The organism is Bradyrhizobium sp. (genome assembly GCF_035701725.1).
Lineage (GTDB): Bacteria > Pseudomonadota > Alphaproteobacteria > Rhizobiales > Xanthobacteraceae > Bradyrhizobium.
In genome coordinates, this window is the sequence record NZ_DASSRP010000160.1 from 1 (window position 1) to 24,675 (window position 24,675).

The 24,675-nt window shown below is 62.6% G+C and carries 26 protein-coding genes and 1 pseudogene; 12 read left to right on the forward strand and 15 right to left on the reverse strand.

Going from position 1 to position 24,675, the window contains the following annotated elements:
* Together VFL62_RS09280 and VFL62_RS09285 are read right to left on the reverse strand one after the other, a co-directional pair.
* Positions 1-191: pseudogene (locus VFL62_RS09280) on the reverse strand (N-acetylmuramoyl-L-alanine amidase); the annotation flags it as partial.
* A 57-nt stretch (positions 192-248) separates the two neighbouring features.
* Positions 249-1,454, reverse strand: coding sequence for a GGDEF domain-containing protein (locus VFL62_RS09285; protein WP_325172077.1), 1,206 nt, complete (start codon positions 1,452-1,454; stop codon positions 249-251).
* Positions 1,455-2,133: 679 nt separating this feature from the next.
* On the opposite strand from VFL62_RS09285, the gene VFL62_RS09290 reads away from it, so the two are divergent.
* The gene (locus tag VFL62_RS09290) at positions 2,134-2,976 is read left to right on the forward strand and encodes an SDR family NAD(P)-dependent oxidoreductase (RefSeq protein WP_325172078.1); all 843 of its coding nucleotides are present in this window, start codon (positions 2,134-2,136) and stop codon (positions 2,974-2,976) included.
* Positions 2,977-3,161: 185 nt separating this feature from the next.
* Here the strand turns inward: VFL62_RS09290 and VFL62_RS09295 are convergent, their stop codons facing one another.
* A complete protein-coding gene (locus tag VFL62_RS09295) occupies positions 3,162-3,773 on the reverse strand; it encodes a LysE family translocator (RefSeq protein WP_325172079.1) in 612 nt (203 codons plus the stop codon).
* A gap of 6 nt (positions 3,774-3,779) precedes the next feature.
* Positions 3,780-4,586 (reverse strand): lytic murein transglycosylase, encoded by an 807-nt coding sequence (locus VFL62_RS09300; protein ID WP_325172080.1) that lies wholly within the window; start codon positions 4,584-4,586, stop codon positions 3,780-3,782.
* 146 nt (positions 4,587-4,732) lie between these two features.
* On the opposite strand from VFL62_RS09300, the gene VFL62_RS09305 reads away from it, so the two are divergent.
* Positions 4,733-5,269 carry a hypothetical protein gene (locus VFL62_RS09305; protein WP_325172081.1) on the forward strand — a complete coding sequence of 179 codons (537 nt, stop codon included), beginning with the start codon at positions 4,733-4,735 and terminating at the stop codon, positions 5,267-5,269.
* Positions 5,270-5,329: 60 nt separating this feature from the next.
* Complete coding sequence (locus VFL62_RS09310; protein WP_325172082.1) at positions 5,330-5,653, forward strand: hypothetical protein; 324 nt, start codon at positions 5,330-5,332, stop codon at positions 5,651-5,653.
* A gap of 36 nt (positions 5,654-5,689) precedes the next feature.
* Here the strand turns inward: VFL62_RS09310 and VFL62_RS09315 are convergent, their stop codons facing one another.
* From VFL62_RS09315 to VFL62_RS09325, 3 genes are all read right to left on the reverse strand, one after another.
* Positions 5,690-6,487, reverse strand: coding sequence for a lytic transglycosylase domain-containing protein (locus VFL62_RS09315; RefSeq protein WP_325172083.1), 798 nt, complete (start codon positions 6,485-6,487; stop codon positions 5,690-5,692).
* 146 nt (positions 6,488-6,633) lie between these two features.
* Entirely contained in the window at positions 6,634-7,026 is a 393-nt protein-coding gene (locus VFL62_RS09320; RefSeq protein ID WP_325172084.1) for a cupin domain-containing protein, read from the reverse strand.
* Between the two features lie 292 nt (positions 7,027-7,318).
* Positions 7,319-8,977 carry a L,D-transpeptidase gene (locus VFL62_RS09325; protein ID WP_325172085.1) on the reverse strand — a complete coding sequence of 553 codons (1,659 nt, stop codon included), beginning with the start codon at positions 8,975-8,977 and terminating at the stop codon, positions 7,319-7,321.
* A 369-nt stretch (positions 8,978-9,346) separates the two neighbouring features.
* Between VFL62_RS09325 and VFL62_RS09330 the strand changes: the two genes are divergently transcribed.
* From VFL62_RS09330 to VFL62_RS09350, 5 genes are all read left to right on the forward strand, one after another.
* Positions 9,347-9,556, forward strand: coding sequence for a hypothetical protein (locus tag VFL62_RS09330; protein WP_325172086.1), 210 nt, complete (start codon positions 9,347-9,349; stop codon positions 9,554-9,556).
* Between the two features lie 48 nt (positions 9,557-9,604).
* A complete protein-coding gene (locus VFL62_RS09335; protein ID WP_325172087.1) occupies positions 9,605-10,342 on the forward strand; it encodes a hemerythrin domain-containing protein in 738 nt (245 codons plus the stop codon).
* A gap of 7 nt (positions 10,343-10,349) precedes the next feature.
* Positions 10,350-10,907, forward strand: a complete 558-nt coding sequence (locus VFL62_RS09340) for a cytochrome b (RefSeq protein WP_325172088.1) — start codon at positions 10,350-10,352, stop codon at positions 10,905-10,907.
* Between the two features lie 66 nt (positions 10,908-10,973).
* Positions 10,974-11,210 carry a hypothetical protein gene (locus VFL62_RS09345; protein ID WP_325172089.1) on the forward strand — a complete coding sequence of 79 codons (237 nt, stop codon included), beginning with the start codon at positions 10,974-10,976 and terminating at the stop codon, positions 11,208-11,210.
* Positions 11,211-11,305: 95 nt separating this feature from the next.
* Positions 11,306-11,518: a hypothetical protein gene (locus tag VFL62_RS09350; protein WP_325172090.1), complete on the forward strand. Its 213-nt coding sequence runs from the start codon at positions 11,306-11,308 to the stop codon at positions 11,516-11,518.
* Here the strand turns inward: VFL62_RS09350 and VFL62_RS09355 are convergent.
* Positions 11,506-11,796, reverse strand: a complete 291-nt coding sequence (locus tag VFL62_RS09355; protein WP_325172091.1) for a hypothetical protein — start codon at positions 11,794-11,796, stop codon at positions 11,506-11,508. The two genes, VFL62_RS09350 and VFL62_RS09355, sit on opposite strands and share 13 nt — an antisense overlap.
* 367 nt (positions 11,797-12,163) lie before the next feature.
* On the opposite strand from VFL62_RS09355, the gene VFL62_RS09360 reads away from it, so the two are divergent.
* The gene (locus VFL62_RS09360) at positions 12,164-12,616 is read left to right on the forward strand and encodes a hypothetical protein (protein WP_325172092.1); all 453 of its coding nucleotides are present in this window, start codon (positions 12,164-12,166) and stop codon (positions 12,614-12,616) included.
* A gap of 189 nt (positions 12,617-12,805) precedes the next feature.
* Positions 12,806-13,621, forward strand: a complete 816-nt coding sequence (locus VFL62_RS09365; RefSeq protein ID WP_325172093.1) for a DnaJ domain-containing protein — start codon at positions 12,806-12,808, stop codon at positions 13,619-13,621.
* A gap of 85 nt (positions 13,622-13,706) precedes the next feature.
* Here VFL62_RS09365 and VFL62_RS09370 read toward each other — a convergent pair whose 3' ends face one another.
* A complete protein-coding gene (locus tag VFL62_RS09370) occupies positions 13,707-13,937 on the reverse strand; it encodes a DUF6894 family protein (RefSeq protein WP_325172094.1) in 231 nt (76 codons plus the stop codon).
* A 634-nt stretch (positions 13,938-14,571) separates the two neighbouring features.
* Here VFL62_RS09370 and VFL62_RS09375 point away from each other — a divergent pair.
* Positions 14,572-14,784, forward strand: a complete 213-nt coding sequence (locus tag VFL62_RS09375) for a hypothetical protein (RefSeq protein ID WP_325172095.1) — start codon at positions 14,572-14,574, stop codon at positions 14,782-14,784.
* A 300-nt stretch (positions 14,785-15,084) separates the two neighbouring features.
* On the opposite strand, the gene VFL62_RS09380 is transcribed toward VFL62_RS09375, so the two are convergent.
* The 6 genes from VFL62_RS09380 to VFL62_RS09405 all read right to left on the reverse strand — a co-directional run bounded on the left by VFL62_RS09380 (position 15,085) and on the right by VFL62_RS09405 (position 23,757).
* Complete coding sequence (locus VFL62_RS09380; RefSeq protein ID WP_325172096.1) at positions 15,085-16,548, reverse strand: cytochrome P450; 1,464 nt, start codon at positions 16,546-16,548, stop codon at positions 15,085-15,087.
* Positions 16,549-16,702: 154 nt separating this feature from the next.
* The gene (gene rpoD / locus VFL62_RS09385) at positions 16,703-18,856 is read right to left on the reverse strand and encodes an RNA polymerase sigma factor RpoD (protein ID WP_325172097.1); all 2,154 of its coding nucleotides are present in this window, start codon (positions 18,854-18,856) and stop codon (positions 16,703-16,705) included.
* 404 nt (positions 18,857-19,260) lie between these two features.
* Positions 19,261-21,261, reverse strand: a complete 2,001-nt coding sequence (gene dnaG, locus VFL62_RS09390) for a DNA primase (RefSeq protein ID WP_325172098.1) — start codon at positions 21,259-21,261, stop codon at positions 19,261-19,263.
* A 257-nt stretch (positions 21,262-21,518) separates the two neighbouring features.
* Positions 21,519-21,911, reverse strand: coding sequence for a gamma-glutamylcyclotransferase family protein (locus VFL62_RS09395; RefSeq protein WP_325172099.1), 393 nt, complete (start codon positions 21,909-21,911; stop codon positions 21,519-21,521).
* Positions 21,912-22,054: 143 nt separating this feature from the next.
* Entirely contained in the window at positions 22,055-22,864 is an 810-nt protein-coding gene (locus VFL62_RS09400) for a transglutaminase family protein (RefSeq protein WP_325172100.1), read from the reverse strand.
* A complete protein-coding gene (locus tag VFL62_RS09405; protein ID WP_325172101.1) occupies positions 22,864-23,757 on the reverse strand; it encodes a transglutaminase family protein in 894 nt (297 codons plus the stop codon). Before VFL62_RS09405 ends, VFL62_RS09400 begins: the two co-directional genes overlap by 1 nt.
* A 105-nt stretch (positions 23,758-23,862) precedes the next feature.
* On the opposite strand from VFL62_RS09405, the gene VFL62_RS09410 reads away from it, so the two are divergent.
* The gene (locus VFL62_RS09410) at positions 23,863-24,672 is read left to right on the forward strand and encodes an N-formylglutamate amidohydrolase (RefSeq protein ID WP_325172102.1); all 810 of its coding nucleotides are present in this window, start codon (positions 23,863-23,865) and stop codon (positions 24,670-24,672) included.
* The last annotated feature ends 3 nt before the right edge of the window (positions 24,673-24,675 follow it).

Consider the following 24,675-nt stretch of genomic DNA (forward strand, 5'->3'; position numbering starts at 1 on the left):
TGATGCACGATGATGTTCGCCCACGGGTGCGCCTTCTCGACATCGCCCCACGGTGCGAGCCAGACCACCTTCAGGCCCGGAATGTCCGGCGTGCCGGAAGAACGCGCGATCGCCTCCAGCGAAGGCTCGCCGGCCGAGGCCGGAACCGACAGCAGCAGAGCGCACGCGGCGAACAGCAAACGAAGACCCATGCCGGCACTATGCGCGGCACCGGTCGCAGATCAAGCCGGCAATTGGCCGTCGAGGCTTCAGGCCTGAAGCCGCATCGGCGCGATATCCGGCACCAGGGTCGGGACCGGCTCGTAGACCGAGAAGCGATCGCGCCCCTCTTTCTTGGCGACATAGAGCGCGTGGTCGGCCGCGGCAATCAGCCGATCCGGGAAGGCGCCGACGTCGCGCGTCCATTGCGCGACCCCGACCGACACCGACAGCGGGACCTCGTTGCCGACACAGCCGGCGGCATCCTCGCGGCACACCTCGATGATGCGGCGCGCGATGACAGCACCCTCGCGCAGCGTGGAAGCCGGCAGCATGATGCAGAATTCGTCGCCGCCGGTGCGCGCGAGCAGATCGCCCGGCCGCAGCCGCGTCTGGGCCATCAGCGTGAAGTGCTGCAGACAGGCATCGCCCGCGGCATGACCGTGGGTGTCGTTGATGGTCTTGAAGTTGTCGATGTCGATGACCAGAAGCGCAAACGGCTGTTTGCTGCGATCGGATCTGGCGCATTCCTCGGTCAGACGTTGCAGCAACTGGCGCCGGTTGCCGACGCCGGTGAGGTCGTCCATCAGCGCAAGATCGGCGACCTCGTTGCGCAAACGGTCCATCGCCATCAACAGGAAGCCGAAGTTGCAGACCATCGACAGGAAGATCAGCGCCAACACCATGACGGCTTGCGGCGCGTTGAAGTGGAGGAAATTGAAATCGCCGCCCGCCTGCAACAGCTTGCTGACGGCACGAAGGGCGCAAATGGCGACGATCGCCATCGCCACGAAGCCCGCCAGCCGCGCGCCGGCATTGATCCGGCCGTCGCGCCTTTGCAGCAGCAGGTTGAGGGCGAGGAGCATGGGCAGGATCAAGCCCGCCGAGTAGATCAGGATGCGGCCGTTCGCGCTGGCATAGCCGAACGTGAAGACCTGAAAACCGGCGAATGCGAATGCCGTAATCGCAGCCATCTGCCGCCAGCGCACCGGCTCGCCGTAGAACTGCCGAACGCCCATCGCCAGCAGGCAGGAGGCCGAGATTGCCGCGGTGCCGGCAAACGACAGCAACAAGAGTGACTGCTCGAACGACGCCGCCATCCCGATCAGCGCCGCCGCGACGGCCGCGAAAGCCGAGCCGGTCCAGTACCGCGCCGCTTCAAGGCTTGGATAGCTATGGAAGATGTAGGCCCAGATCAGACCGAGCGCGAGGAAATTGATGACGAACGCCGCCCAGAGCGTCGGAACGTTCAACATTTCAAGTTCAGAGCGACCATCGCCCTGTCTCCCCGTTTCAAGCCGCCCCGGTGCGATGACTATCCCCGTAGTCTTGCCGAGCAACATGCAGCCAAGGCGATTAACGGAGTCTCACCTTTGGAAACCAAATCCACGGCGTGGTTGTGAAATGCTGAAAGTCGTGCGCGGCGTCCTTCAGATCGCCGACATTAACCTCGGACTCACCACGAGGGAGGCGTCTCGGAGCTCGGCTTCATCGCGCACGTGACGCGATTTGAAACAGGCGATGGCGATGCACGCGCCAAAAACGGGCCAAAACCGCTAACTTCTGTGGATAACGCGATGACACAGGCGTGACAGCGCGGGGCAGACGCTCACGAATCTGCTGGGATTACAACTGAGGATGTTGCGAGGCTGGCCCTCCGCCGAGCATGCCTCGAGTCGCGTTCAATCCATTAACTCAAATGAGGATGCTATGGCTAAGAAAGCGAAGAAGGCAAAGAAGGCGAAAAAGGCCAAGAAGGCGAAGAAGAAGTAACTTCGATACTTCTTTCTGCCCGGGTAGAGCCTCGCTCTGCCCGGGCACCTAGAAAACGGCGGGCCTCCGGCTCGCCTTTTTCGTTTCGGCTTTCATTTCGCTTGATGTGGTCTGCCGATCCGCTTTCACTGGCAGAAATCGCCTGCATCGGAGTAGCTGATAATGACCGCGATCCCTGGAGCCACCGTCGCCGTCACGGGTGCCGCGAGCGGCATCGGCCGGGCGCTGGCGGTTGAACTCGCCGGGCGCGGAGCCGACCTGGCGCTCGCCGATCGCGATGAGGCCGGCCTGCAGTCGCTCGCCGCCGACATCGCCAGGAGTTCGCCGCGAAAGATCAGCCTTCACCGCGTGGATGTCGCCGATCCCGAACAGATCGCAGGCTTTGCGCGCGAGGTGATCGCCGCCCATCCGTCGCTGAACATCCTCATCAACAATGCCGGCGTCTCACTGCTCGGACTGTTTCACGAAATCGACCAGATCCAGATGGAGTGGCTGTTCAACATCAACTTCTGGGGCGCGGTGCATGCGACGCGAGCTTTTCTGCCGCATCTGTCAAACCAATCCGCCGCCCACATCGTCAATGTCTCCTCGATTTTCGGCATCATGGCCCCGCCCGGCCAGACCGCCTATTCGGCGGCGAAGTTCGCCATCCGCGGCTTTTCCGAAGCGCTGCGTCACGAGCTGCAAGGGGCTGGCAGCCCGGTCCGGCTTTCCGTGGTGCATCCCGGCGGCATCAAGACCAATATCGTGCGCAACTCGCGCACCGGTTCGGCCATCAGCGGCAACGAGCGGCGCTCGCAGGCGATCGAACGCTTCGACGCCATCGCGCAGACGTCGGCGAAAGACGCGGCGCGGCGGATCATCAGGGGCATCGAAAACAACGAGCCGCGCATCCTGATCGGCAACGACGCCCGCTTCATGGACATCTTGCAGCGCCTGCGCCCCGCCACCTACTGGAAGGTGATGGCCAGGCGGATCGAGAAAATGTCGAAGCGGGGGAAGTGAACAGGTCTGTTCTCGCCGTCATTGCGAGCGTCAGCCAACGGGTCGCGCGAATGCGCGCCCGATGACGGGCTCCGCAATCCAGTTCAGCGGCAGCAGCATTCTGGATTGCTGGTCGCTCCAGCGCGAAATTGCTTCGCAATTTTATCGCGGGCTCCTCGCAATGACGGAAGATAGTGAACTTCCCCTCACCTCTCCGCGAACGCCAGCTTGGCGCCCAGCAGCGCGAAACCGCCCGCGAAGGCCCGACGCAGCCACGTCATTACCTCCGGCCGGCTGACGATGTGGTCGCGAACTTTCGCGGCAAACAACCCATACAGCACGAACACCGCGAAGGTCATGAACATGAAGGTTGTGGAAAGCTCAAGCATGCACACCAGCGGATGGGCCTCGTCTGCCGAGATGAACTGGGGCAGGAATGCGAGGAAGAAGATCGAGAGTTTCGGGTTGAGAATGTTGATCAGAAACCCCCTCGCGATGACCCGCGCGTCCGTGGTGGCATCCGAGCGCGCCTCGACCGACAGCGCTCCGCGCGCGCCGAGCTGCTGCCAGGCCATGTACAACAGGTAGGCAACACCCAGCCATTTCAGCGTGGCAAAGGCCAAGGCGCTGGTATGCAGCACCGCGGCGAGCCCAACCATTGCCGCCAGCATCGCCGGCAAAATGCCGAGTGTGCAGCCGAGGCTGGCCGCGACCGCCGCCCGCGCGCCGCCGCTCAGCGCGGTCGCCAGCGTGTAAAGCACGCCGGTGCCGGGCGAAGCGACCACGATCAGGGACGTCAACAGAAACGCGAACGACATGGCGGTTCACCTCCCGACCAGTTGATCGGCGAAATAGGCGATGGTCTTGCGGTAGATCACCGCGTGATTCCACTCGCGCATCGCCTCGAAATTGGCCGAGCCCTCGCCATAGGGCGCGCCCATCTTGAAGCCGTTGGTGTGCAGAAGGTTCGCGGTCGAGGCGAGCACGTCGGCAACGCTGTGGCGCAGGTCGACGCGGCCGTCGCCATCGAAATCGACGCCGTATTTGATGTAGGACGACGGCAGAAATTGCGTCTGCCCGATCTCGCCGGCATAGGCGCCGATCATTTCGCGCAGCGGCAGGTCGCCGCGCTGCAGGATTTGCAGCGCCGCCTTGAGCTCGCCCTGAAACAGTTCGGTGCGGCGACAGTCATGCGCCATGGTGGCGAGCACGCGAAACACCGGCAGTTTGCCCATGTCGCCCTTGCCGAAGTCGCTCTCCAGACCCCAGATCGCGACCAGGATCTGACGCGGCACGCCATATTTGGCCTCGATGCTCGACAGCAGGTCCGCGTAGCGCCGCAGCATCGCCCGTCCGCCATTGATGCGGCCGCTGCCGACACGGGTGGAAACATATTGCTCGAAGGTTTTGGTGAACGTACCGCGCTGCCGGCGGTCGAAGGCAAGTACACCGAAATCCTGCTGTACACCGCCGAGCGCTTCCGTGATCGTGGCCTGCGAGATGCCGGCCGCGGCGGCCTCGGCTGAGACGTTCTGCACGAAAGTGCGGAAATCGCCGCCGCAGCGGGCGGCATAAGCGGGGGCGGCAAGCGCCAGGGCGACGGCAACCGCCGCCAGACGAACTTTCAACATCCGCTTTGACCTCCAAATCGAGGCCATCATGCCCTCGGAAGACCGCATCCGTCAAAAAACGCGCTCATCCGGCAGCAAAACCCTTGATCTTCGTCAACAGGCCCTTTGGGCCCCTATTCCACAATGAGGGCAAAGGAGAGCCGCTCATGCTTGGAATTACGCTGACCATTGACCAGATTCGCAACGCGCCGCCCCCGGTTCGGCAGTGGATCGAAAAAGAAGTGACTGCTGCCCTTGGCCTGTCCGAGCCGCCGCTTGCGCCCTCCGCCACGGTCGAACCATCCAGGCAGGCGCATATGGTGTCCTGCAGCGTTGAAGACGCCGAGGCGATCCTGGCCAAGATCGAAGCCGTGCTGCCGGCCGTCAACGTGTTCTTCGAATTCGGCCGGCCGGCCATTTCCTATGGCAATCCGCCTGTCATGGCTTTCCGTCTGCTCGACATGATGTACCATACGCGCCTTGACGATGTCGGCCAGGTGGTGGCTTGCCTGGAGATGATCGACGAGGCGCTCGCCACCTTGCGCGGCGATTCGTCGGCGCGGTTCTGCGGTTTCGACCATGAAGGTCACTGCTTCATCCCGGCGCAAACGCACGAAAGCATCGCTGCGCTCTGGCAGAAGATTGCGGCTCGCCAGCAGAAGCCGGCCCAAACCGGTGACAGGCCCCTTTCTTCCGCGGCGTAAGATCGGCGTCAGCCCCGCATCGCCGCGAACTATCCGGGCAGCAAGTGGTGCGAGGTGCCTATGCGTGTGACCACGCGGCCAGTCTTGTTTCGTGTTGCGCTGTTTCGCCTGCTCGCCATCAATCTCGGCATCGGCGTAACGATCTCAGTCCTGCTCGTCGGCGGCCTGCTGTGGCTCGACATGGGCGGATTGCGCCATCTGATCCTGGCGGACCGCTCGCCGGCGGTCGCGCTCGGGCTGATGCTGTTCGGGTTCGTTGTCACCTTCGGTTCAGCCGCGATGGGCACGGCGATCATGGCAATAGGCCGCCACCAAAGCGGCGACGGCCGGCCACCCGGCAAGGGAAAGCTCGCGCCGCTCCCGGTTCGTTCGAAGGTGCCGTGAATCGATGCTTCATCGGCGACCGGCCGTGTGCGCCCTTCACTCTCCGCCGTCGATCTGTCGCCCCATGATCGCGATCGCCTGCTGATAGACGCTGGCTGCATTCCATTCCTGGATCGCCGCGAAATTCGGCTGGCCCGGCTGATAGCCGGCCCCGGGGCGCCAGCCATGGGCCTTGAGATAATTCGCGGTCGAGGACAACGCACCTGAGGCGCTTTCGAGATTGCCGACACCATATTCAAGCATGGTCTTGGGCAGGAACTGGGTCTGGCCGATCTCGCCATGCATCGAGCCGCGCTGGCTCGCCGACAGCGTGCCGCGATCGATCAATTTCAATGCCGCATAAAGCTGGTCGGTGAAATATTCCGGCCTGCGGCAGTCATAGGCCAGCGTCGCGATCGAGGAGATCATGTTCTGATTGCCGTGCTGGCTGCCGAACCCGGTCTCCATGCCCCAGATCGCAATCAGCGGCCCAGCCGGCACGCCATAGCGCTGCTCGATCGAGGCGAACAGCGCCGCATTCCTCTGCTTCATCGAGCGGCCACGCGCCACGATCGCCGCCGCGCCGCGCTTGACCATGAACTGATTGAGCGAGAGCTTGAAACTGTGCAGGCTGCGATCGGCATTGATGGTGGCTTGCGCATAGTTCGTCCCCATCAGCGCCGAAATTCCGGCAGCGCCAATCCCCTTGGCACGCGCTTCGCCGGCGAATTGCTGCTTCCAGGCCTCAAAGCCGCCGGGCCCGTTGCCGCATTGGGCAGCATGGGCTTGCGGGCCCAGACAGGTCAGCATCGCCAGCATCGAAAAGGCGGCGGTCAGTCCCTTGCAATTGTTCATCAGGAGTCCTTTTCGAGGAATTGGCCTTCCGCCCGTCATACGGGCACTGAAGTTCGTAAGCAGGGCGTCGCCCATGATACGAACTTCAAAATCGGGACACTAGCCAAAATGCGGCGGACTCGAGCCCGCCGTTATGTTGCCAGGCGTTACGGCGCCGGCACCGTCATCGGTTTGCCTTTGTCCACGATGTGCACGGTCAAAATTTTCAGAGGCTTGTCACCGACCACCTTGTAGCCGGCATGCGGCACGTCGCGCACGTTGACGCCGGCTTGCCCGGCGGGGCGATCGATCTCCTTGCCATCGGGCATTTGCAGCTTGGCGCCTTCCAGCACATAGACCGCCTCCTCGCCCGGATGGGTGTGGCGCGCGATGGCGGCCCCCGGCGGCACTTCGAGCACGGCGATGATGATTTCCTTGTCGGTGCCGGTGAGGTCGGCAGTTTTCAGCACGGTACGATTGGGCTGGGCGTCTTGCGCAATGGCCCACGGCGCGAGTAGCACCGACCATGCGATGATCAGACAGGCGGCGAGACGTGACATTCAGCTTCTCCCTTTTGCAGCCAGCCTCAAAGAGATGGGCCGGCCTTCAAGGGAGGCAGTCTAGTGCGGTGAATTTGAAGTTCCTATCGGTTTCGCCGCGGGTTGGTCATAGGAACTTCAAGCTCTAAACCGCACCAGAATCGTTAGGTTGCTAGAGCTCCTTTGATTCCGAAGTTCGTGAATGTGGAGCCGCAATACCATACGAACTTCGGAATCGGAGCTCTCGTGTCCCGATTCCGGGCGGTGCAACTGTCATCCAGGTTGCGCGATCGGGGCGACGCTCCGCCCGCTGTCACCAGCCGGGGGGACCGCCCCAGCCCTGCTGCACCTGCTGGCTCTGTTGCGGCGGATAATAAGGCTGGCCCGTGCGTCGGCGCGGCGTGCCGGGTTGGGGAGCCGGCTGCGGCTCGCTCTGCTGGAAGAAGGAGCCAAAGCCGCCTTCATTGCGTTGCACCGGAGCGCCGTCGCCGCGGCGGAAGAAGTTGCCGAAGCCGTTGTCGATAAAGACATCACCATTCGCGACCATGTCCGCCGGCGGGGCCGAGGGCTTGCGCGTGATGAAGCCGCCCTGCGGCTGGTTGCTCAGCACTGCGACGAATTCGGTGCGGTAGTTGGTTTCCTTGGAGAGCGGCTCGTCCGAGATGACGATCGAGGATCGCGGCAGTGCCGTCGTCGCCACGCGGTTGATTACATCCTGCGGGAATGTGATGCGATCGAGCGCATCCTTGGCGTCGTCGGCATCGTCGATGGTGACCGCTGTCCAGCGCAGGCCTCCGTCATCGCCCTTTGCCATCGCCGTGAAAATATGCGTCCCGATCGGCTGGTCGGGATTGCGGATGGTGACCGGCACCTCGATGCTGAAATCGAAGCGCTCGCCGCCGTCCGGCAATTCCTTGTGCGTGTTGCGCCGGACGTAAAGCTTCTGCGTCGCCCGGCTGATATAGATGGAGACCGGCTCGAGCGCGAGCTTGGCGTCCCTTTCCGCGTTTGTAGCATCGCTCTTCTTGCTCTCGGCCGCTTTCGCCGCATCCTTTGCGCTCGCCGCAGCCTCAAGCTTGGCCTTCGCGTCGGTCCTGGCGGCATCGAGTTGCTTGCCGGCGTCTTCCACCTTGGCCGCGGCTTTTTCCTTCAGCTCCTCGGCCTTCGCTTTCGCATCGTCGGTCTTCGCCCTCGCCAGCACCTTGTCGGCAAACGCCGCCTCGGCGTCGGCATTCTTCTTGGCCTGTTCCAGCTTGCGCAGCGAGGCGTTGATGGTTGCGGCCTCCCGCGTCGCAGCCGTGGCCGCCTTCTTCGCCTCGTCTGCCGCAACCGTGGCCGCGGCCGCCTCGCGGGACAGCGTTCCGATGCGATCCGGCGCCGCCGCAATCGCCTGCGCATTCGGCACGAACAGCGAGGGATGCGAGAACGGCACCGGCTCCGGATCGTTCGGCGCGACGATTACGCGCATGCCGATCCGCGTCCGGTCGAACAGGTTTTCCGCAAAATCGTAAGGCATCCGCACGCAGCCGTGCGAGGCCGCATAGCCCGGCAGCGGCCCACCATGCAGCGCCAGTCCGTTCCAGGTGATGCGCTGCATGTTCGGCATCCAGGCATCGTCATACATGGTCGAGTGGTGATCCTTGTCCTTCTCGACGATGGCAAAGACGCCGGCCGGCGTTTCACGCCCCGTGGTGCCGGTGGAGACCGGCGCGCGGTAAATCCAGCCGTCGGCGTCGTAGAACGTGACCTTCTGGGCGCTGATCGACACGATGGCCATGATCGGCTCGCCGGCAGGTCGCGGCGCGGTCGCCTCCCGCACCGGCGCCGGCCGGGCGCCCTTCGCGGTGGCAGCATCCGTCAGCGCGGTCGCGCCCAGCACCGTCAGCACGGCCGTCGCCACTGTCACGATAGCGGCTGATCGCCGTCTCGATACCGCCATGGTGGATTGCGTCGTCCCAGATCGAGCTGTCATGCCATGCCCCGGTGAATATGCCTGTCCGCATCGATGTCGATAAAGTGTCACGTCGCGGCTTTTGATTTGATTAATCCCAGCCGCCATCACCGCCCTCAATCTGTTCATGAGATCAGCACAATCCGGAGGCGGTTTTTCATATACGAGAGGCCGCCAGGCCGGAAGGGTACTCGGCGTCGCGGAGGCCGTTTTGAGGTCCAACGTTGCAGAATTGCAGGGCGCGCCACACGCCTTCCCAGGATCTGGCCGACTTCGCCATTGGAACGGGCCGTGTGGCCGGCGGTTGTTTTGGCGGCTTCCGACGGGCGCTGGAACCGTGCCCGCGAGATGGCTCGACCAATCCGGAGATTTGCAACGAGGAGAATGCCAATGGCCAGTGCTGCAGATCGTGACCCCCGCCACCATACGCAGAAGATGCAGAAGGCGCTCCACGACATCCGAACCCATCTGCGCCAGGACATCGACAAGGTGAGCGAACCGCAGCTCAGGGCGATGTTCGAGACCTCCGCCGAAGTCTTGGGCGGCCTTGAGAAAGCCTTCAAGGATTACGAGCAGAAGAACGAGGGTGCCTGGCGCTGATCGCCGCCGCCCTGCCGCAAAGCTGTTCCTGTCGATAGGAGCCCGACCGTGAAGATCATCAAGCCGAATAAGCGCGAGCTTTTGACTGTCGGCGGCGCCGCGATCGTCGCGGTCGCGGCGCCTGCCCTGTTTGTCGGCGCCGCGCGCGGCGAGGAAAAGGGCGTCGGCGAGAAGCTGAAGGAAATGGTGGGCGGCGGCATGGACAAGGAGGAAGTGACGCCGCCGGAAGATCTGATGCGTGAACATGGCGTACTCGATCGCGTGCTTCTGCTCTACGAGGCTGGTTTGACGCATTTTTCCGCAAACGCGGATTTCGATCCCGCGCTGATCACGCAATCGGCCGAGATCATCCGCGACTTTATCAACAACTATCATGAGAAGTCGGAAGAGCAGCATCTGTTCCCACGCTTCCGCGAGGCCGGCAAAATGACCGGCCTCGTCGACACGCTGGAGCGCCAGCACGAGGCGGGACGCAAGGTCACCGAGACCATCCTGCGCCTTGCGCCGACCAGCCGCGCCAATGCCGACGACCGCAAGCAGCTCACCCAGTCGATGCAATCCTTCATCACCATGTACCGGCCGCACGCGGCGCGTGAGGATACCGAGCTGTTCCCGAAGCTGAAAGATGTCGTCTCCTCCCACGAATATGACGCGATGGCGGAAGATTTCGAGAAGAAAGAACACGAGCTGTTCGGCCAGGACGGCTTCGAGATGATGGTGGACCGCGTCGCCAAGCTCGAGCAAGAGATCGGCATCAACGACCTCAACCAGTTCACGCCGCATTAGCACCCACATGAAACCCCGCCTCCATTACGGCACGACAGCGAAGCTGTTTCACTGGCTGATCGTGGCGCTGCTCCTCGTGCAATATCCGATCGGCTGGCTGATGCCCGATATTCACCGCGGACAACAGCCGGGGGTCGGCATGAACCTGCACATCTCCTTCGGCATCGTGATCCTCGCCCTCACCGTGCTGCGCTTCATCTGGCGCCTCACCCATCCGGTCGCGCCCGAGAGCACCTTGCCGCCCTGGCAGCGGCTGAGTTCGGAGCTGGTGCACTGGCTGCTCTACATCCTGGTGCTGGCGACGACTTTTTCCGGTTGGCTATTCGCATCCTTCCGTGGCTGGCAGGTTTCGTTCTTCTATTTGTTTCCGCTGCCGATGCTCGCCTCGGACAATCCCGCCGCCAACAAGGCGATCGACGGTTTTCATCAGGCGGCCGAGTGGACGCTGCTTGTCGTCATCGGCCTGCATGTGATCGCAGCGCTCGCGCATATCTTCGTCTATCGCGACCGCGTGATGCAGCGCATGCTGCCCGAAGAAGTCAGGCCCTCGCCCGCCGCACATTGAACGAACCGGCTCGGGGGCCTTCCGATTTGTTTTGACAGCGGCGCGCCAATCGCCGACAAGCCGCGCATGCCGAAAAAACCCGGAACCAATCCCAAAGGCGAATTCGCCTTCTTCAACGTCGTCTATGAAGACGATTCCCAGCGCTCCAATCGCCGCGTGCCGTCCGAGCTTCTTGGTGGGCTGGACGGCGATGCCCCGGCGCGCGCGTTCATTGCCGAGCAGGACCGCGAAATCGCGGAAAAATCCGGTCGGCCGGCGCTCAAGATCAAATCGATCAGCCGGGTCGGCGCGAAGAAGAAGTAAACCCACCCGTCGGGAGGACGGCGGCCGCAACCGGCTTGACTCCAACAGAACAAAATAAGAACATAAGCCTCGATCAGCCAGCCAGGACCCGCCTGATGTCTTCGGAACCCGTACCGAGGCCGCAAGACCATGACGGCGGCCTTGCGACCGCCATCGATCACGCCATCGCTGCTTGCGATGGCGATCTGCGCGCCACCATCGGCGCGCTGATCCTCGCCAACAGTTATCTTGAAAGCGAGGTCGAGGAATTGAAGAAGGCGGTGTCGCACGCCTTCGTACGTGGCAGGTTCGCGACCTATGCGGGGTGAGCGGCGCGGCGCTCACCCGGCCCGAACTGCGCGAACACGCTCCTGATCCGCGCTTCCGGCGTCAGCGTCGTCGCAACGTCTCGTTGCCGCGGAAGCGGATCTGCCTCGACGCGCAACACGGTTGATGTCATCGGGTCCGACGCGAGAAATCGCGCTGCGGGAATGCTCGCGCCGCCGAGCCAGGACGTCGGACAATCCAGCAGGCGGTTGTAGCTTTCGTCCGGGCCGATCACCTTGTGCCCGGCGAACAGCAACAGCGCGAACGCAGGCACCGCCATTGCAGTCTCTTTCCATCTGGACATTTTTTTCGCAGCTCCCTCATTCGCTGCATCGTGAGGCAAGGGCGATAAAGCCTCCCTAACCGGAGCTCGCGACGTGAGGGCGTGGTTGCCACCTGGCTGGCATTTTCGGAAAATTTTTATGGATCGGCGGCAGCCCACGACTTTTCGAGGTTCGCGGAAGTGGTGTCGCAACGAAACACGAAGCCTTGGAAGGTGAGCGCCAGGGCCGTTAGCATTTCATTCATCGTAATTATTAGACTGAGATTCAAATTTTTCGCCGATGGTGGCCGCGCTTTTTCGAGATCTCGTTGCATGCGGCGGCCGCAACCTGTCTCGCCTTGAACCGGATCGATCGGGGTTGGCGATGATGAGCTCCGCGCATTCTGCGGATGGCGGCCGCGAATTCACCCGCACACGGCGGCGGCCGAAGGTCCTGCTTATTTCCGTCATGGCGCTCGCGACGGCGCTCGGTGGATGCGCGCGCGAGCCTGCGCACAGCGAATTCAATTCGCCTCAACGAGAGGTCAAGACGAACCATATTCGTCCGACCTTGCACGCCCGCATCAAGCCCAGAACGTCGCAACACGCTTCGTCACGCGTTCACGGGCCCGACTCGGCGCTGCTTGCGCCCCAGCCGGCGCCGAGCTGCGAGTTCAAGCGCGCAGACGTAAAGGCGGTCGACCCGAATGAATGGGCGCGGCTGAAGATCGAGTATGAGCGGCAGTGTTATCAGGATGCCGAAAAGACAGCGCGCGAGCGCCTCAGCCGGTTGCAGGCATCAATCGAGCGTATGCCGCAACGCCGGCCCGTTCGGTAACGCGCGACCAACCCCTTTTTCGAAAGCTCGTCGCGAGGCGCTTTGTGACGCCTGCATGACGTTAACCTTGAAGCTGCCGCTCCCAAGATTAAGCCGTTTTGACGCCACATCCTGGCGCGCTTTTCTCACGAGAATCCGGACAAATACGGGAGGGGGCACTTTTGAAAGATCATTATTGCGAGGGATATTGTGCCAACCCTTTACGAATTGCTCGGTGCGTTACCGCAAGATGATGCCGACAGCTTAAGGGCCGCCTTCCGCAAGGCCGCCAAGGCCAGCCATCCCGACAACAATCGCGCCGACCCCGACGCGCCGCAGAAATTCAGGCAGGTTGTCCGCGCGCATGCCATTCTCAAGGACGAGACGCAGCGAGCCGCCTATGACTGGTTGCTGGCCGAGGCCGAGCAACAGAGAACGCCGGAACCAAAGCGCACGATCCTTTCCGGCCTGCCCGGCCCGATCGGCAGCATGGTGATTGCCTCGGTATCGATCGGCGCATTCGTGGCGCTCGAGAGAGTTCTGACGGCGCCCGTCGTGTCCGCGCGCGTGCAGCAACTGTCGGCACGGGCGGAGACCCTAACCGCGGCAATGCCACCGCCAGGGAATAATACGGTCGGCCGTGCCGGCGAAAAGGTGAGCGAACACACGCCCGATAGGGTCCGGCCCGCCAAAGAGGCGGAGATTCCGGACGCAGCTGAAGAGATCGCGGCGCCCGTTATCGCGGTAACCGTAGAGGAGATCGCCGCCCCAGCCGTCGCCGAGCCCGCGACGCCCGAGCCTGCGGTGAAGGATGCCCAGTATTATCTGGAGCGCGGCGACCGCGCCTATCGCAGCGGCGACTTTCCGCTGGCGCTGACCGACTTTGATCTTGCGATCCATCTCGATCCGAACTTCTCGGACGCCTATATCAACCGCGCCATTGTCTTCCGTCGCATGGGCGACACCAAGCGTGCGCTCGCCGACGTGCTCCAGGCCAAGCGCATCGACGAGGGGAAGCCGCGATAGGCGCAAGAGCGCCGGTCTCGCGGGAATATTGCAGAAGAAGCGTCCCGTCACCGCGCGAACGGTTACAATCCGATACGCGAAGCGGTTAGCCCTTTCCCTGCACCTCCGGTCCCTTGTAGACCGGCTCGCGGTGTACCTCCGCGCCCGATTCGTCGATCACGCTGACGTAGAGACCAGGCTCGGCTGTTGGATCGCCACGAAGCTGCCGCGCCATCTTGACGCTGTGCTCAACCGCAGCCTCTATCGAGGGAAATTGCAAACCGCCTCGATGCCGCGCCGGAACGCCATCCTTCAAATCAAAATAAAAAGTGCGCATCACCGTCCATTTAATGGTTTCCTATCGCTCGCACACTGGGGCGGGTCGCACGCGAAAGAGTTGATCTGGGTCAACGCGCTAGGCGTGCCGGCTGCAGCCGCGGGCTCGGACGCCGGCTGGCCGGGCCTAAACCCGGTTTTAATCGCTGAACTCGATTTTAGTGTCGAATGGCCGCGAGATATGGGAAGCAATGAAGGCAGCCTGGTAACTGCAACCAACCACTTAGGTCCGGCAAGGCCTCAGCGATCCTCCAAAGCTGAGGCCTTTGCTTTTTGCCAATTCTGATCGCTGCTGGCTCAAATGTTAGAATTGGACTACTAGCTCCGCTGCGAGCGCAGGGGCGCCAGCCAGCCTTCGATGACCGCCAGTTCGCTGGCTTCGGCCCTGCGCAAGAGGCGGTCTCGCACCTCGCCCGGCGGCATGCGCAACGCTTCAGCCCGGGCTCGCTTTGCCCATCTGAGCTGAGGGTCATTTAACGTCGGGCCGTTGTCGATGCGCCAAATCATTGCCGTTTTCGACAACGTAACAGACGCTCGACGAACGACGCTTCTAATACAATTTTTACCCGGCAAGGCGTTGGAACCGGCCCATCGTCTTCCTCGTTTATCCGCCGCTTCGTCGGGAGTGAATTTGGATGAGGATTGGAGACGGCTTCAAAGCGCGGCTCGAGTTTGTGCTCGAGCAGGTCTTCGAAAACTATTCATGCGGCGGCGACCACGAGCGCCGCGCATTCGTCGCCAGGCGGCTTCTGCAAGCCGCGCAGCGTGGCGTTCTCAGCCTGGAAAAGTTGAAAGGCGTCGCGCAGGATGCGCTCATAGAAGCGCTTCGGACCTCGAAGCCTGTCTAGGGCCTGGAATGTTTCGAGGCGGCAGCGACCAGACGAACCCCATCATCCGCAGGTCTGCACCGGACGGTAGCGCCAGCCCGCCGGCGTGAGGCTGCGTTTTCGCACGAAATAGCAACTGCCATCGCCGTGATAGACGCCATACAGCACGGGTTCGCCGAGATAGAGATTGTAGATCGCATCCTCAAAGGGATCGCTATGACTGTAGAGCGCATATCCCGGGCCGCATCACCCCCTCCCGGATCCGCTTTCAGCGACAAACGAGATCGTCGCGGACGATCGCGACTTTCATGATATCAGCTTTCAAGACGAGGGTTCTACGTCCTGCAGCTCGCAGGGGCGAGAACGGACAGCGTCGCAGCAATCGGTTCGGACAGCATCAGGACGATATGAAATTCGCGTCGGCAGCGGCCCGGGACGCAGCGTGACCCGTTGTACCGGCCATACGCGTGCTTCATCTAGCAGCTCAAACTCGAAACTATTCAAGAGCACGGCAAGGACAATGACCGCTTCCTGCATCGCGAACGAAGCCCCGATGCAAGTTCGTGGTCCCACGCCGAACGGCAGGTAGGCGAAACGATTTATTTCGTTCTTCTTTATCAAAAATCTCGACGGGTCGAATATGTCGGGCGAATGCCAAAGTCGGAGATGACGATGCAGGACGTAAGGCGCTATCACGATAAGCGAGCCAGCCTTTACGCCCGTACCTGCCAACACGTCGGCATCGAGCGCCATGCGACTGAGCGCGGCGATAGGCGGATAGAGGCGTAGCGCTTCCTCCACCACCGCGCGGGTCACGACGAGGCGATCCACCAATCCGTCGGCCGGCCCAGCCAGCTCGCGCGCAGCCTCCTCTCGGACGCGGTCACGCCACCATGTTGATTGAGACAAAAGGAAGATCGACCACGCCAAAGCGTTCGCGGTGGTCTCATGTCCCGCGGATAAAAAGGTCAGGATGTTAGACTTGACCTCGTTGGAACTCATCGATTGTCCGGTGGAGGGGTCAGGTGCGCGCAACAGCAGGCTGAGGAGATCACCGCCTCCAACCTCCGCACCGTTCATCGAAAGCTTTCGGCGTCTCACCTCGATGACCTCGTCGATGAGCCGTTCGAAGTAGGTCATGGTCCTGCGCAGGTGCGACTGCGACAGACGCGGTATCCACGCGGGCGCGCCAAGCAGATCAAACAGGCCGATCCTGCCAATCGCGCCAAAGTACGAGTTCATCGCCAGCCGCAGCTTCTCGAAATCCCCGCCGATCCCGTCGGAAAAAATCGTCAGAGCCAGCACGTTCAGCGTTGTCAGCGTCATCTCCGCTGCAACATCGACAACGGCACCAGCGCCGAGTTCGCGCCATTTTGCCGCCAACCTGCTCGCCGTGCGCAGCATCGGCCGCGTGAATGAATTTACGCTGCGCTTGGCAAATAAAGGCGCAAGCGTGCGACGTTGCGCCTCCCAACGGGTCCCCTCGACGCCGATCAGCCCATCGGCAAGCCCGCTCGCCAGCACGCGGCGCTGGAGAGGATCCTTGATATAGTTTGCAGAATTTTCCAGCAGGACGCGCTTGATCGCGAGCGGCTCGTGAACAAGAACCGCCTCGGCGAACGGGAGTCGGACCCTGACGATCGGTTCGCGGAAAAATTCGGCGCTCCAGCACTCGACTGGATTTCTTGCAAGTTTCACCAGCAGTCGGAGAAGCCCCAAACGCCGGTCAATCGGCACTGGCGCCGGCGGTCGATACCGAGGGATGCTGCCGTCCAGCATGGTCATTCGGGCCCTTCTTCCTAGCCAAAAAACGGGAAGAAGTGGCAAAGGTTCCACCCTCGGAACCGGGCGGCGGTGGCAGCGCGGAACAATAACGGCGAACCTTCCGGTCCGCCGTTATTGGATGCCTTGGTTGAAGCCCGGGAGGAGCAGGCCCTGATCAGTTATCCAGGAAACTCCGCAGCTTCCGCGACCGCGACGGATGCTTCAGCTTGCGCAGCGCCTTCGCCTCGATCTGACGGATGCGTTCGCGCGTCACCGAGAACTGCTGGCCGACTTCTTCCAGCGTGTGGTCGGTGTTCATGCCGATGCCAAAGCGCATGCGCAGCACGCGCTCCTCGCGCGGCGTCAGCGAGGCCAGCACGCGCGTCGTGGTCTCGCGCAGGTTCGACTGGATCGCCGCATCGATCGGCAGGATCGCGTTCTTGTCCTCGATGAAATCGCCGAGATGCGAATCCTCTTCGTCACCGACCGGCGTCTCCAGCGACAACGGCTCTTTGGCAATCTTGAGAACCTTGCGCACCTTCTCGAGCGGCATGCCGAGTTTTTCGGCCAGCTCTTCCGGGGTAGGCTCGCGGCCGATCTCGTTGAGCATCTGGCGCGAGGTGCGCACGATCTTGTTGATGGTCTCGATCATGTGCACGGGGATGCGGATGGTGCGCGCTTGGTCTGCGATCGAGCGCGTGATCGCCTGCCGGATCCACCAGGTCGCATAGGTCGAGAACTTGTAGCCGCGGCGGTATTCGAATTTATCGACTGCCTTCATCAGGCCGATATTGCCTTCCTGGATCAGGTCGAGGAACTGCAAGCCGCGGTTGGTGTATTTCTTCGCGATCGAGATCACGAGGCGAAGGTTGGCTTCCACCATTTCCTTCTTGGCTTGACGTGCCTCGCGCTCGCCTTTTTGCACGCCGTGCACGATCTTGCGGAACTCGCCGATCTCAAGACCCGTGAGTGCCGCGAGCTGTTGAATCTCGCCGCGCAGCTCCTTGATGCGGTCCTTCTCGTGATGGACGAAATTCTTCCAGCCCTTGGCGGAGAGTTTCGAGACGCGATTGAGCCAGCGCGGATCGAGCTCGGAGCCCTGATAGTTGCGCAGGAAATCGTCGCGCGCGACGCCATGGCTGTCACCGAGGCGCAGCAGGCGGCCCTCGAACGACACCAGCTTCTTGTTGATGTCGTAGAGCTGCTCGACCAGGGAATCGATGCGCGCCTGGTTCAGCCGCAGCGACTTCACCTCGACGATGATCTCGTCCTTCAGCTTCTTGTACTTGCGCTCCTGCGCCGGCGAGAGCGTTTCGTTCTGGAGCTGATTGGAGATGTCCTGCTCCTGCAGGCGGCGCAGCTTCTTGTAGTTGTCGGCGATCTTGTCGAAGGTCTCGACCACTTTCGGCTTCAGCTCGGCTTCGATCGCCGCGAGCGACATCTGGTTTTCGAACTCGTCGTCGTCCATGTCGGACTCGGCGGCGGCCTCGCCGGGATCCTTCTCGCCATCGGCATCGTCACCGGCTGGAGCCGCGCGGAACGGGGTCGGCGACGGCGGGGCCGCCGGCGGCGCGACCGCGGCCGGCATTGCACCACCACTGCCGCTGCCTTCGCTACCACCCGCCGTGGCGTCCACGGCAACAGGCTGGCCGTCGGGACCGACGGCGGCGCCGATCATTGCGGGGTTCATGTTGTTCTTGGCGTCGGGGCCGGCATAGGTCGCTTCGAGATCGATGATGTCGCGAAGGAAGATCTTTCCTTCGTTGAGTTCGTCGCGCCAGATGATGATGGCCTGGAAGGTCAGCGGGCTTTCGCACAGGCCCGCGATCATCGCCTCGCGGCCGGCCTCGATACGCTTGGCGATGGCGATTTCGCCCTCGCGCGAGAGCAATTCCACCGTGCCCATCTCGCGCAGATACATCCGCACCGGATCGTCGGTGCGCTCGCCCGGCTCCGATTTCTTGACTTCGGTGACGGCCTTGGATGTGACCTCGACGAGTTCGTTATCGGTCTCGTCGTCGGCTTCTTCCTGCTTGTCGTCGTCGGAATCTTCCTCGGCCTCGGTGACGTTGATGCCCATGTCCGAGAGCATCGACATGATGTCCTCGATCTGCTCGGGCGAGGTCTGGTCCGAGGGCAGCACTTCGTTGAGCTGATCGAAGGTCACGAAGCCGCGCTTCTTGGCCTGCTTGATCATCTTCTTGACGGCCGCATCGGACAGGTCGAGCAACGGCGAGGGCGCATCGGGCGAGTCCTTCTCGGGCGCGTCGGCGACCTTCTCGTCCGTTTCCTTTTCCTTCACCTGAAGCGTCTTTGCCTTGCTGGCCATTCAGTGCTCTCCAACCGCGCCTCGCTTGCCGGGCTCATGGCCGACCTGCGAAACGCCAAAACCTTCAACTCACATGACGCGAAAGGGCGGCGCCAAGTTTCGCCACCCCCAGTCGCTCTCGGCGGATTTCACACAAATGACCTTGATGCGGATTTGCGGAAATTGCAGGTCGTTCGGATCATCGAATAGTCGAACAGAATGCACGTTGGTTTATTCCGCGCGCTTTGTTCGACTTGAAATCCGGCCGCCCGCTACTTTCGAAAATGCCTCAAAGCCATTAAGCGTCGCTTAACCCTGTTTTTGCCGCCAAACCACGGGTTTGGCGAGTCTTTTTGCGGTTCCAAAAAGGATCGTCCGCACAAATCTTCGGCCTCAAGACCACCCCGGGCCGAGCCCCCCGGCCTTCAGCCGGAGCCCTGGAATCGGCCGGATAATTCGCCGAACCCCTCGATGATGGCCTCCGTCCCATCCATTTCGGACAAGCGGGTCTTGATGTCGCGCAGCCAGGCCAGATTGGCCTCGCTTGCATCCTCGCCAAGGGCGAGCTCGGCATCCTTTAGCTCCCTAAGTAAGGAGTGGTACTGCCGATGCAAGGAGACCAGCTGGTGCCAGGTGGAAAGAACATCGTCCCGCGCCGCGCCGGGCTTTGCCGCCCATACCGCCGACGTCGTGATGGCGCTATCAACCCTTTGAAGAACCTGCGAAAACCCTCCTCGCTCGAGATCGGCGCGAAGCTTTTCGCTCTGCTCGGCGGCATCTGGCGAATGGTGATGGTCGGCAGCGAAGGCCGCGATGATGCCGGCGCGCAGGCGGTGCGCCTCCGGGTGCGGCAGCTCGAGCGCCGCCGCCTCCTCCAGATGGTCGTGCAGCAGCCAGGGGTGGTTGATCAGGCATTGCAGGATCAGGGCCTCGCGGCGCGAGATCGCGCTGCGCTGGCCCCGCAGCAGCGGGCTTGCCGCAAGCTGCGAACTTGCCGCCTGATAGGGCCCGCGGAGCGCGGCGGCCGGTCCCTGTGGACGGCCCGCCGCGGCGGCGAACCGGCCGGGAATTTGGCCGCCGCGGGCGACAAACCGGCGAGGTGATTCGCCATAATTTCCGCCCCGGCGGCCGCCGCCATAGGGGGTGAGCGCGACCTCCGGCGCGAACATGCGCGACAGGCGATCGGAAAAATCCTGACGATAATAGCGCCGCACGACCTCATCACGGATCGCATTCGACAATTCGCCGATGCGCTTCTCCAGCGCGGCGCGGCGCTCGGGGGTGGCAAAATTGCCGCCCTCAATCTCGCGCGCCCAGACCACGTCGACGAGACCGCGCGAGGCCGCGATCACATCCTCGACCGCGGCGCGGCCGCCGGAGCGCGCCAGATCGTCGGGATCCTGGCCTTCGGGCAGCAGCGCAAAGCGCAGGCTCTTGCCGGGCACCAGATGCGGCAGCGCCAGCTCGGCCGCGCGCCAGGCCGCCTTCTGCCCGGCGCGATCGCCGTCGAAACAGAGAATCGGCTCGTCGGCCATCTTCCAGAGCAGCGCGAGCTGGTTTTCGGTGAGCGCCGTGCCGAGCGGCGCGACGGTTGCCGGATAGCCGACGCCGACCATGGCGATCACGTCGACATAGCCTTCGACAACGACAATGGGGCTGCCGTCATGCGCGGCCTGCCGCGCGGCCGCGATGTTGTAGAGATTGTCGCCCTTGTGAAACAGCGGCGTCTCCGGCGAATTCAGGTATTTCGCCGGTACGTCCTTCTCGAGCGCGCGACCGCCGAATGCGATCACGCGGCCTCGGGCGTCGGTGATCGGAAACATCACCCGGTCCCGGAAGCGATCGTAGGGAACGGGAATGTCCTCGCCACCGATCAGAAGCCCGGTCTCGATCATGTCCTCGACCGGGATTCCCTGAGCGCCGAGATGCTCCTTCAGCGCAAACCGGTCTGGCGGCGCATAGCCGAGGCGAAACTGCAGCTGCGTCGCCGGCGTGATGCCGCGATCGGCGAGATAGCCGCGCGCTTTCGCACCGCTGCGCGAGGCCAGCGTGCCCGCAAAAAACTTCGCCGCCAGTTCCATCACGTCGTGCAGCGTCTTGCGCCGCGCTTCGTGCCGTGCGGCGTCGGGCGTTGCCGCCGGCAGCGGCAGTCCGGCCATCGCCGCCAGACGCTCGACCGCCTCCGGGAACGTTACGCCCTCGGTTTCCATCAGGAAGTCGAAGATGTTGCCGTGCTTGCCGGTCGAGAAGTCGTGGTAAAACTGCTTCTGGTCGTTGACCGTGAACGAGGGCGTCTTTTCCTGTTGGAACGGCGACAGGCCCTTCCACTCGCGGCCCGCCTTCTTCAGCTTGACGCGGCGGCCGACGACTTCCGACACCAGAAGCCGCGCCTTCAGTTCGTCGAGGAATTGGGGCGTAAAGCGCATGGGCGGATTCTAGCGCAGTCCTTTGAGTCGGGACGAAGGCTTACGGATATAGGGTGCCCGGACGAAATTACGAAGAGATTAGGCCTTCTTGCCGCTATTCACAGGGCCGCAGCCTCGGAGCCGTGCCCCGGACGCCGCGCAGCACGCCAGTGATGCGCCGCTGATCCGGGGCCCATCCATCAGGCGCAAACCGAAACGTGGGTCCCCTGCACAGCGGCATTTCGTGCCGCCATGCGCCCGGGACACGGAACTCAACTTTACAAAAACCGCCCCGACTTAATCGGGGAAAGCCCCTCGATCGGCCAGTTGTAGACATAGGTCCAGGCTTCTCGCCTCGTCCCATCGGTGAGCGTCACGGTGAGCATCTGCCGCAGATATTGGGTCGGTTCGGCAAACCCCTCGCCGCAGGCTTCATACATGTCGAACTCGCGCAAGAGATCCTGGACCGCGCGCAAACGATAGAGCTCGCCGAACACGATCTCGGACGGCTGATCCGACAGTACCAGGCCTGGATACTGCTTCACCTTGTAAAGCCGGCCGCAACAGCTCGCCTCGCCGAGAAAGTCGGCATTCGCCGACAATAGCCGCGCCATTGGATGCGAATAGCCGCGCATCAGGGTGCCGTAAACAAAGAGAAGGTCGGAAGTCATGGTTCCTGTCATTCCGGGGCGCGAGTGACACGAGCGAACTGTGGGGCGCATTGCGCCGCTGAGAATCCATTGGGCCGTTCGAATGTGGGGAGAAATGGATTCCGGGTTCGCACCTTTGGTGCGCCCGGAATGACGGCATTTACCTAGCCCGTCACCTCCTCGCTGACGACAAAAAACTTGGCGAGGTTCATGCGGCCAAAGCTCGTCGACAGCGCAACGTCGGCGGCATCGCGGCCCGTCGCCATCAGGATGCGGCCGATCCGCGGCACCACGTGACGGGCATCGAAGGTGTACCAGCGGCCAGAGAGATACGCCTCGAACCAGCCGGAAAAATCCATCGGGAAAGGTTCCGGCGGAATGCCGATGTCGCCCATGTAGCCGGTGCAGTAGCGCGCCGGAATGCCCATGCAACGGCAGAGCGTCAGCGCCAGATGCGCGAAGTCGCGGCAGACGCCAGCGCGCTGCTCGTGGGCGTCGAACGCCGATTTCATGTGGTGCGCGTGCGCGTAGCCGAAACTGATGTGCTCGTGCACGTATTGGCAGATCGCCATCACGCGCGACCAGCCGGGCCTGGTGTTGCCGAACTGCGACCAGGCGAGATCGACCAGCTTGTCGGTTTCGCAGTAGCGGCTCGCCATCAGAAAGACCAGCACGTCGTCGGGCAGTTGCTCGATCGGAATCTGCTCGGCCTCTTCGGCCACGACGTCCGGCAAGCCGTTGTCGCGCACCAGCGCGTTGCCGCGCAGTGTCACGCCGCCGGCGGGCGCGACCAGCCGCCCGCAAATGTTGCCGAAAGAGTCGTTGTAGTAGCGGATCGGCACATCGGGCTCGGCGATGATGGTCTCCTGACCGATGATGTCGCCGCGGCGCGAGGGGTGAATCGAGAGCATGATCACCATCGGCGTCGGCGCTGGCGCGCTATAGGCGATTTCGAATCCGACCTTGATTTCCATCAGGCCTCTATTGCCTCCTCGTCATCGGAGACCACCTGAATAGCAACGTCCATGCCGAGGAAAGCGTCGGCCGATCCGAGATAGGTCCCGTGCAGCGGAATGGCTTGGCGCGGATCGCGTGCCACCGCGACGCGGATGAGGTCGCGTGTGCCAACGATGCCGTTGGTGGGATCGAACTCGATCCAGCCGGCGCTTGGCAAATAGACCTGGACCCAGGCATGGGTCGAGCCGCCGCCGAGATGGCCCTCTTCCCCGTTCGAGGGAACGAAGAGATAGCCGGACACGAAGCGCGCGGCGACGCCGAGCTGCCGGAGCGCCTCGATCATCAACAGCGCATAGTCGCGGCAGGTGCCGGAGCCAGTCTGCAGCGTATCGAGCGGATGCTGGGTGCCATGCTCATGGCGGCTACGATAGGCGAACGACGCGCAGATGCCGTGGGTCATCTGACTGAGGATCTTGAAGGTCGGGGTCGGTGATTCCGCATCGAGGAATTGCCGCGCCCAGGCCGATAGTTCGCCATTCGGATCGCTGTATTGCGGCGTGATGAACTGACGCAGGTCCGGAAATTCATCCGGATCGTAGAGAAAGGGATAGAAATAAGCGGCGTCGTCCGGGGTTAATGCAAATTCCTCCGCCGGGTTGTGCTCGACGGTCGCCCGCCAGGTGAAGGCAAGGCGGTCCGAGCGCTCGTCGAAATTCGCGATCGCCACGCTGTTGCCAAACACATCATGGATCCAGCGGAGCCGCATCGGCTCCGGCTCGATTCTCAGATCATCCGACAGCAGGCGCAGATCGTGCCCGACGCGAGGCCGCAGCATGATCCGGTGCTCGCCGAACGCGACGGGCCGCGCATAGCGGTATTCGGTCTTGTGGTGAATCGTCAGACGCGGCATCGTTGGGTTGCAATTATGATGATCTCGTAAGTTCCAATCTATACCTATCACTGCACATTTCGAGATCTCGAGATGCCGGTAGAAGAGGCAAATAGGCAACAAAAGATGGCCTTGGTGGACGGTAGCGACACATCGTTACTTCTGGGAAGCGCGGATGCGGCTCCGGTCGTGGAGCACAATCCGCAAGGCGCCTCCCCGTTCCTTCTGACCTCGGATCATTTCGGCCGTGCGATTCCGCGTGCGCTTGGCGACCTCGGCCTTCCCGACAGCGAACTGACACGGCACATCGCCTGGGACATCGGCATCGCCGCCGTGGCGCGCGCGCTGTCAGACCGGCTGGGCGCACATCTGGTGGCTCAAGCCTATTCGCGGCTGGTGATCGACTGCAACCGCCCTTTCGCTTCGCCGAGTTCGATCCCGCTGATCAGCGAAGCCACGACCGTTCCCGGCAATGAGGGTCTCACCCGCGAGGCGACCGAGGCACGGCGGCGCGAGGTATTTGATCCCTATCATCGCCGCATCAGCGAGGTGATCGACCAGCGCCAGCGCGACGGCATTCCGACGGTGCTGGTGTCGCTGCATAGTTTCACGCCGGTCTATGCCGGCATCAAACGGCCGTGGCATGTCGGCACGCTGTATCAACGCGACAGGCGGCTTCCGCCGCTGCTGCTCAAGCATCTGCGCGCGCAAGGCGATCTCGTCGTCGGTGACAACGAGCCGTATGCCGTCAGTAACGAGACCGACTATACGATACCAGTACACGGCGAAGCGCGTGGGCTGATGAACACCGGAATCGAGATCCGCCAGGATCTGATCGCTGATCCGGCCGGCGAGGCGCAATGGGCCGAGCGGCTGGCGAACATCTTCGGCGATATCGAAGCCGAGTTACGCGCGCAGGCGCTGCTGCCCGCTTAGCGA

Excerpts from the sequence above, each read along its gene's own strand:
- VFL62_RS09300 (WP_325172080.1), bottom strand. The coding sequence starts at position 4,586 with ATGTTGAAAGTTCGTCTGGCGGCGGTTGCCGTCGCCCTGGCGCTTGCC.
- VFL62_RS09405 (WP_325172101.1), bottom strand. The coding sequence starts at position 23,757 with ATGCCGCGTCTGACGATTCACCACAAGACCGAATACCGCTATGCGCGG.
- VFL62_RS09345 (WP_325172089.1), top strand. The coding sequence starts at position 10,974 with ATGCCGAAAAAACCCGGAACCAATCCCAAAGGCGAATTCGCCTTCTTC.
- dnaG (WP_325172098.1), bottom strand. The coding sequence starts at position 21,261 with ATGCGCTTTACGCCCCAATTCCTCGACGAACTGAAGGCGCGGCTTCTG.
- VFL62_RS09410 (WP_325172102.1), top strand. The coding sequence starts at position 23,863 with ATGGCCTTGGTGGACGGTAGCGACACATCGTTACTTCTGGGAAGCGCG.
- VFL62_RS09370 (WP_325172094.1), bottom strand. The coding sequence starts at position 13,937 with ATGCGCACTTTTTATTTTGATTTGAAGGATGGCGTTCCGGCGCGGCAT.
- VFL62_RS09400 (WP_325172100.1), bottom strand. The coding sequence starts at position 22,864 with ATGGAAATCAAGGTCGGATTCGAAATCGCCTATAGCGCGCCAGCGCCG.
- VFL62_RS09315 (WP_325172083.1), bottom strand. The coding sequence starts at position 6,487 with ATGAACAATTGCAAGGGACTGACCGCCGCCTTTTCGATGCTGGCGATG.
- VFL62_RS09355 (WP_325172091.1), bottom strand. The coding sequence starts at position 11,796 with ATGGCGGTGCCTGCGTTCGCGCTGTTGCTGTTCGCCGGGCACAAGGTG.
- rpoD (WP_325172097.1), bottom strand. The coding sequence starts at position 18,856 with ATGGCCAGCAAGGCAAAGACGCTTCAGGTGAAGGAAAAGGAAACGGAC.
- VFL62_RS09380 (WP_325172096.1), bottom strand. The coding sequence starts at position 16,548 with ATGACCATGCTGGACGGCAGCATCCCTCGGTATCGACCGCCGGCGCCA.
- VFL62_RS09290 (WP_325172078.1), top strand. The coding sequence starts at position 2,134 with ATGACCGCGATCCCTGGAGCCACCGTCGCCGTCACGGGTGCCGCGAGC.
- VFL62_RS09340 (WP_325172088.1), top strand. The coding sequence starts at position 10,350 with ATGAAACCCCGCCTCCATTACGGCACGACAGCGAAGCTGTTTCACTGG.
- VFL62_RS09320 (WP_325172084.1), bottom strand. The coding sequence starts at position 7,026 with ATGTCACGTCTCGCCGCCTGTCTGATCATCGCATGGTCGGTGCTACTC.
- VFL62_RS09375 (WP_325172095.1), top strand. The coding sequence starts at position 14,572 with ATGAGGATTGGAGACGGCTTCAAAGCGCGGCTCGAGTTTGTGCTCGAG.
- VFL62_RS09395 (WP_325172099.1), bottom strand. The coding sequence starts at position 21,911 with ATGACTTCCGACCTTCTCTTTGTTTACGGCACCCTGATGCGCGGCTAT.
- VFL62_RS09325 (WP_325172085.1), bottom strand. The coding sequence starts at position 8,977 with ATGACAGCTCGATCTGGGACGACGCAATCCACCATGGCGGTATCGAGA.
- VFL62_RS09305 (WP_325172081.1), top strand. The coding sequence starts at position 4,733 with ATGCTTGGAATTACGCTGACCATTGACCAGATTCGCAACGCGCCGCCC.
- VFL62_RS09350 (WP_325172090.1), top strand. The coding sequence starts at position 11,306 with ATGTCTTCGGAACCCGTACCGAGGCCGCAAGACCATGACGGCGGCCTT.
- VFL62_RS09310 (WP_325172082.1), top strand. The coding sequence starts at position 5,330 with ATGCGTGTGACCACGCGGCCAGTCTTGTTTCGTGTTGCGCTGTTTCGC.
- VFL62_RS09295 (WP_325172079.1), bottom strand. The coding sequence starts at position 3,773 with ATGTCGTTCGCGTTTCTGTTGACGTCCCTGATCGTGGTCGCTTCGCCC.
- VFL62_RS09330 (WP_325172086.1), top strand. The coding sequence starts at position 9,347 with ATGGCCAGTGCTGCAGATCGTGACCCCCGCCACCATACGCAGAAGATG.
- VFL62_RS09360 (WP_325172092.1), top strand. The coding sequence starts at position 12,164 with ATGATGAGCTCCGCGCATTCTGCGGATGGCGGCCGCGAATTCACCCGC.
- VFL62_RS09285 (WP_325172077.1), bottom strand. The coding sequence starts at position 1,454 with ATGTTGAACGTTCCGACGCTCTGGGCGGCGTTCGTCATCAATTTCCTC.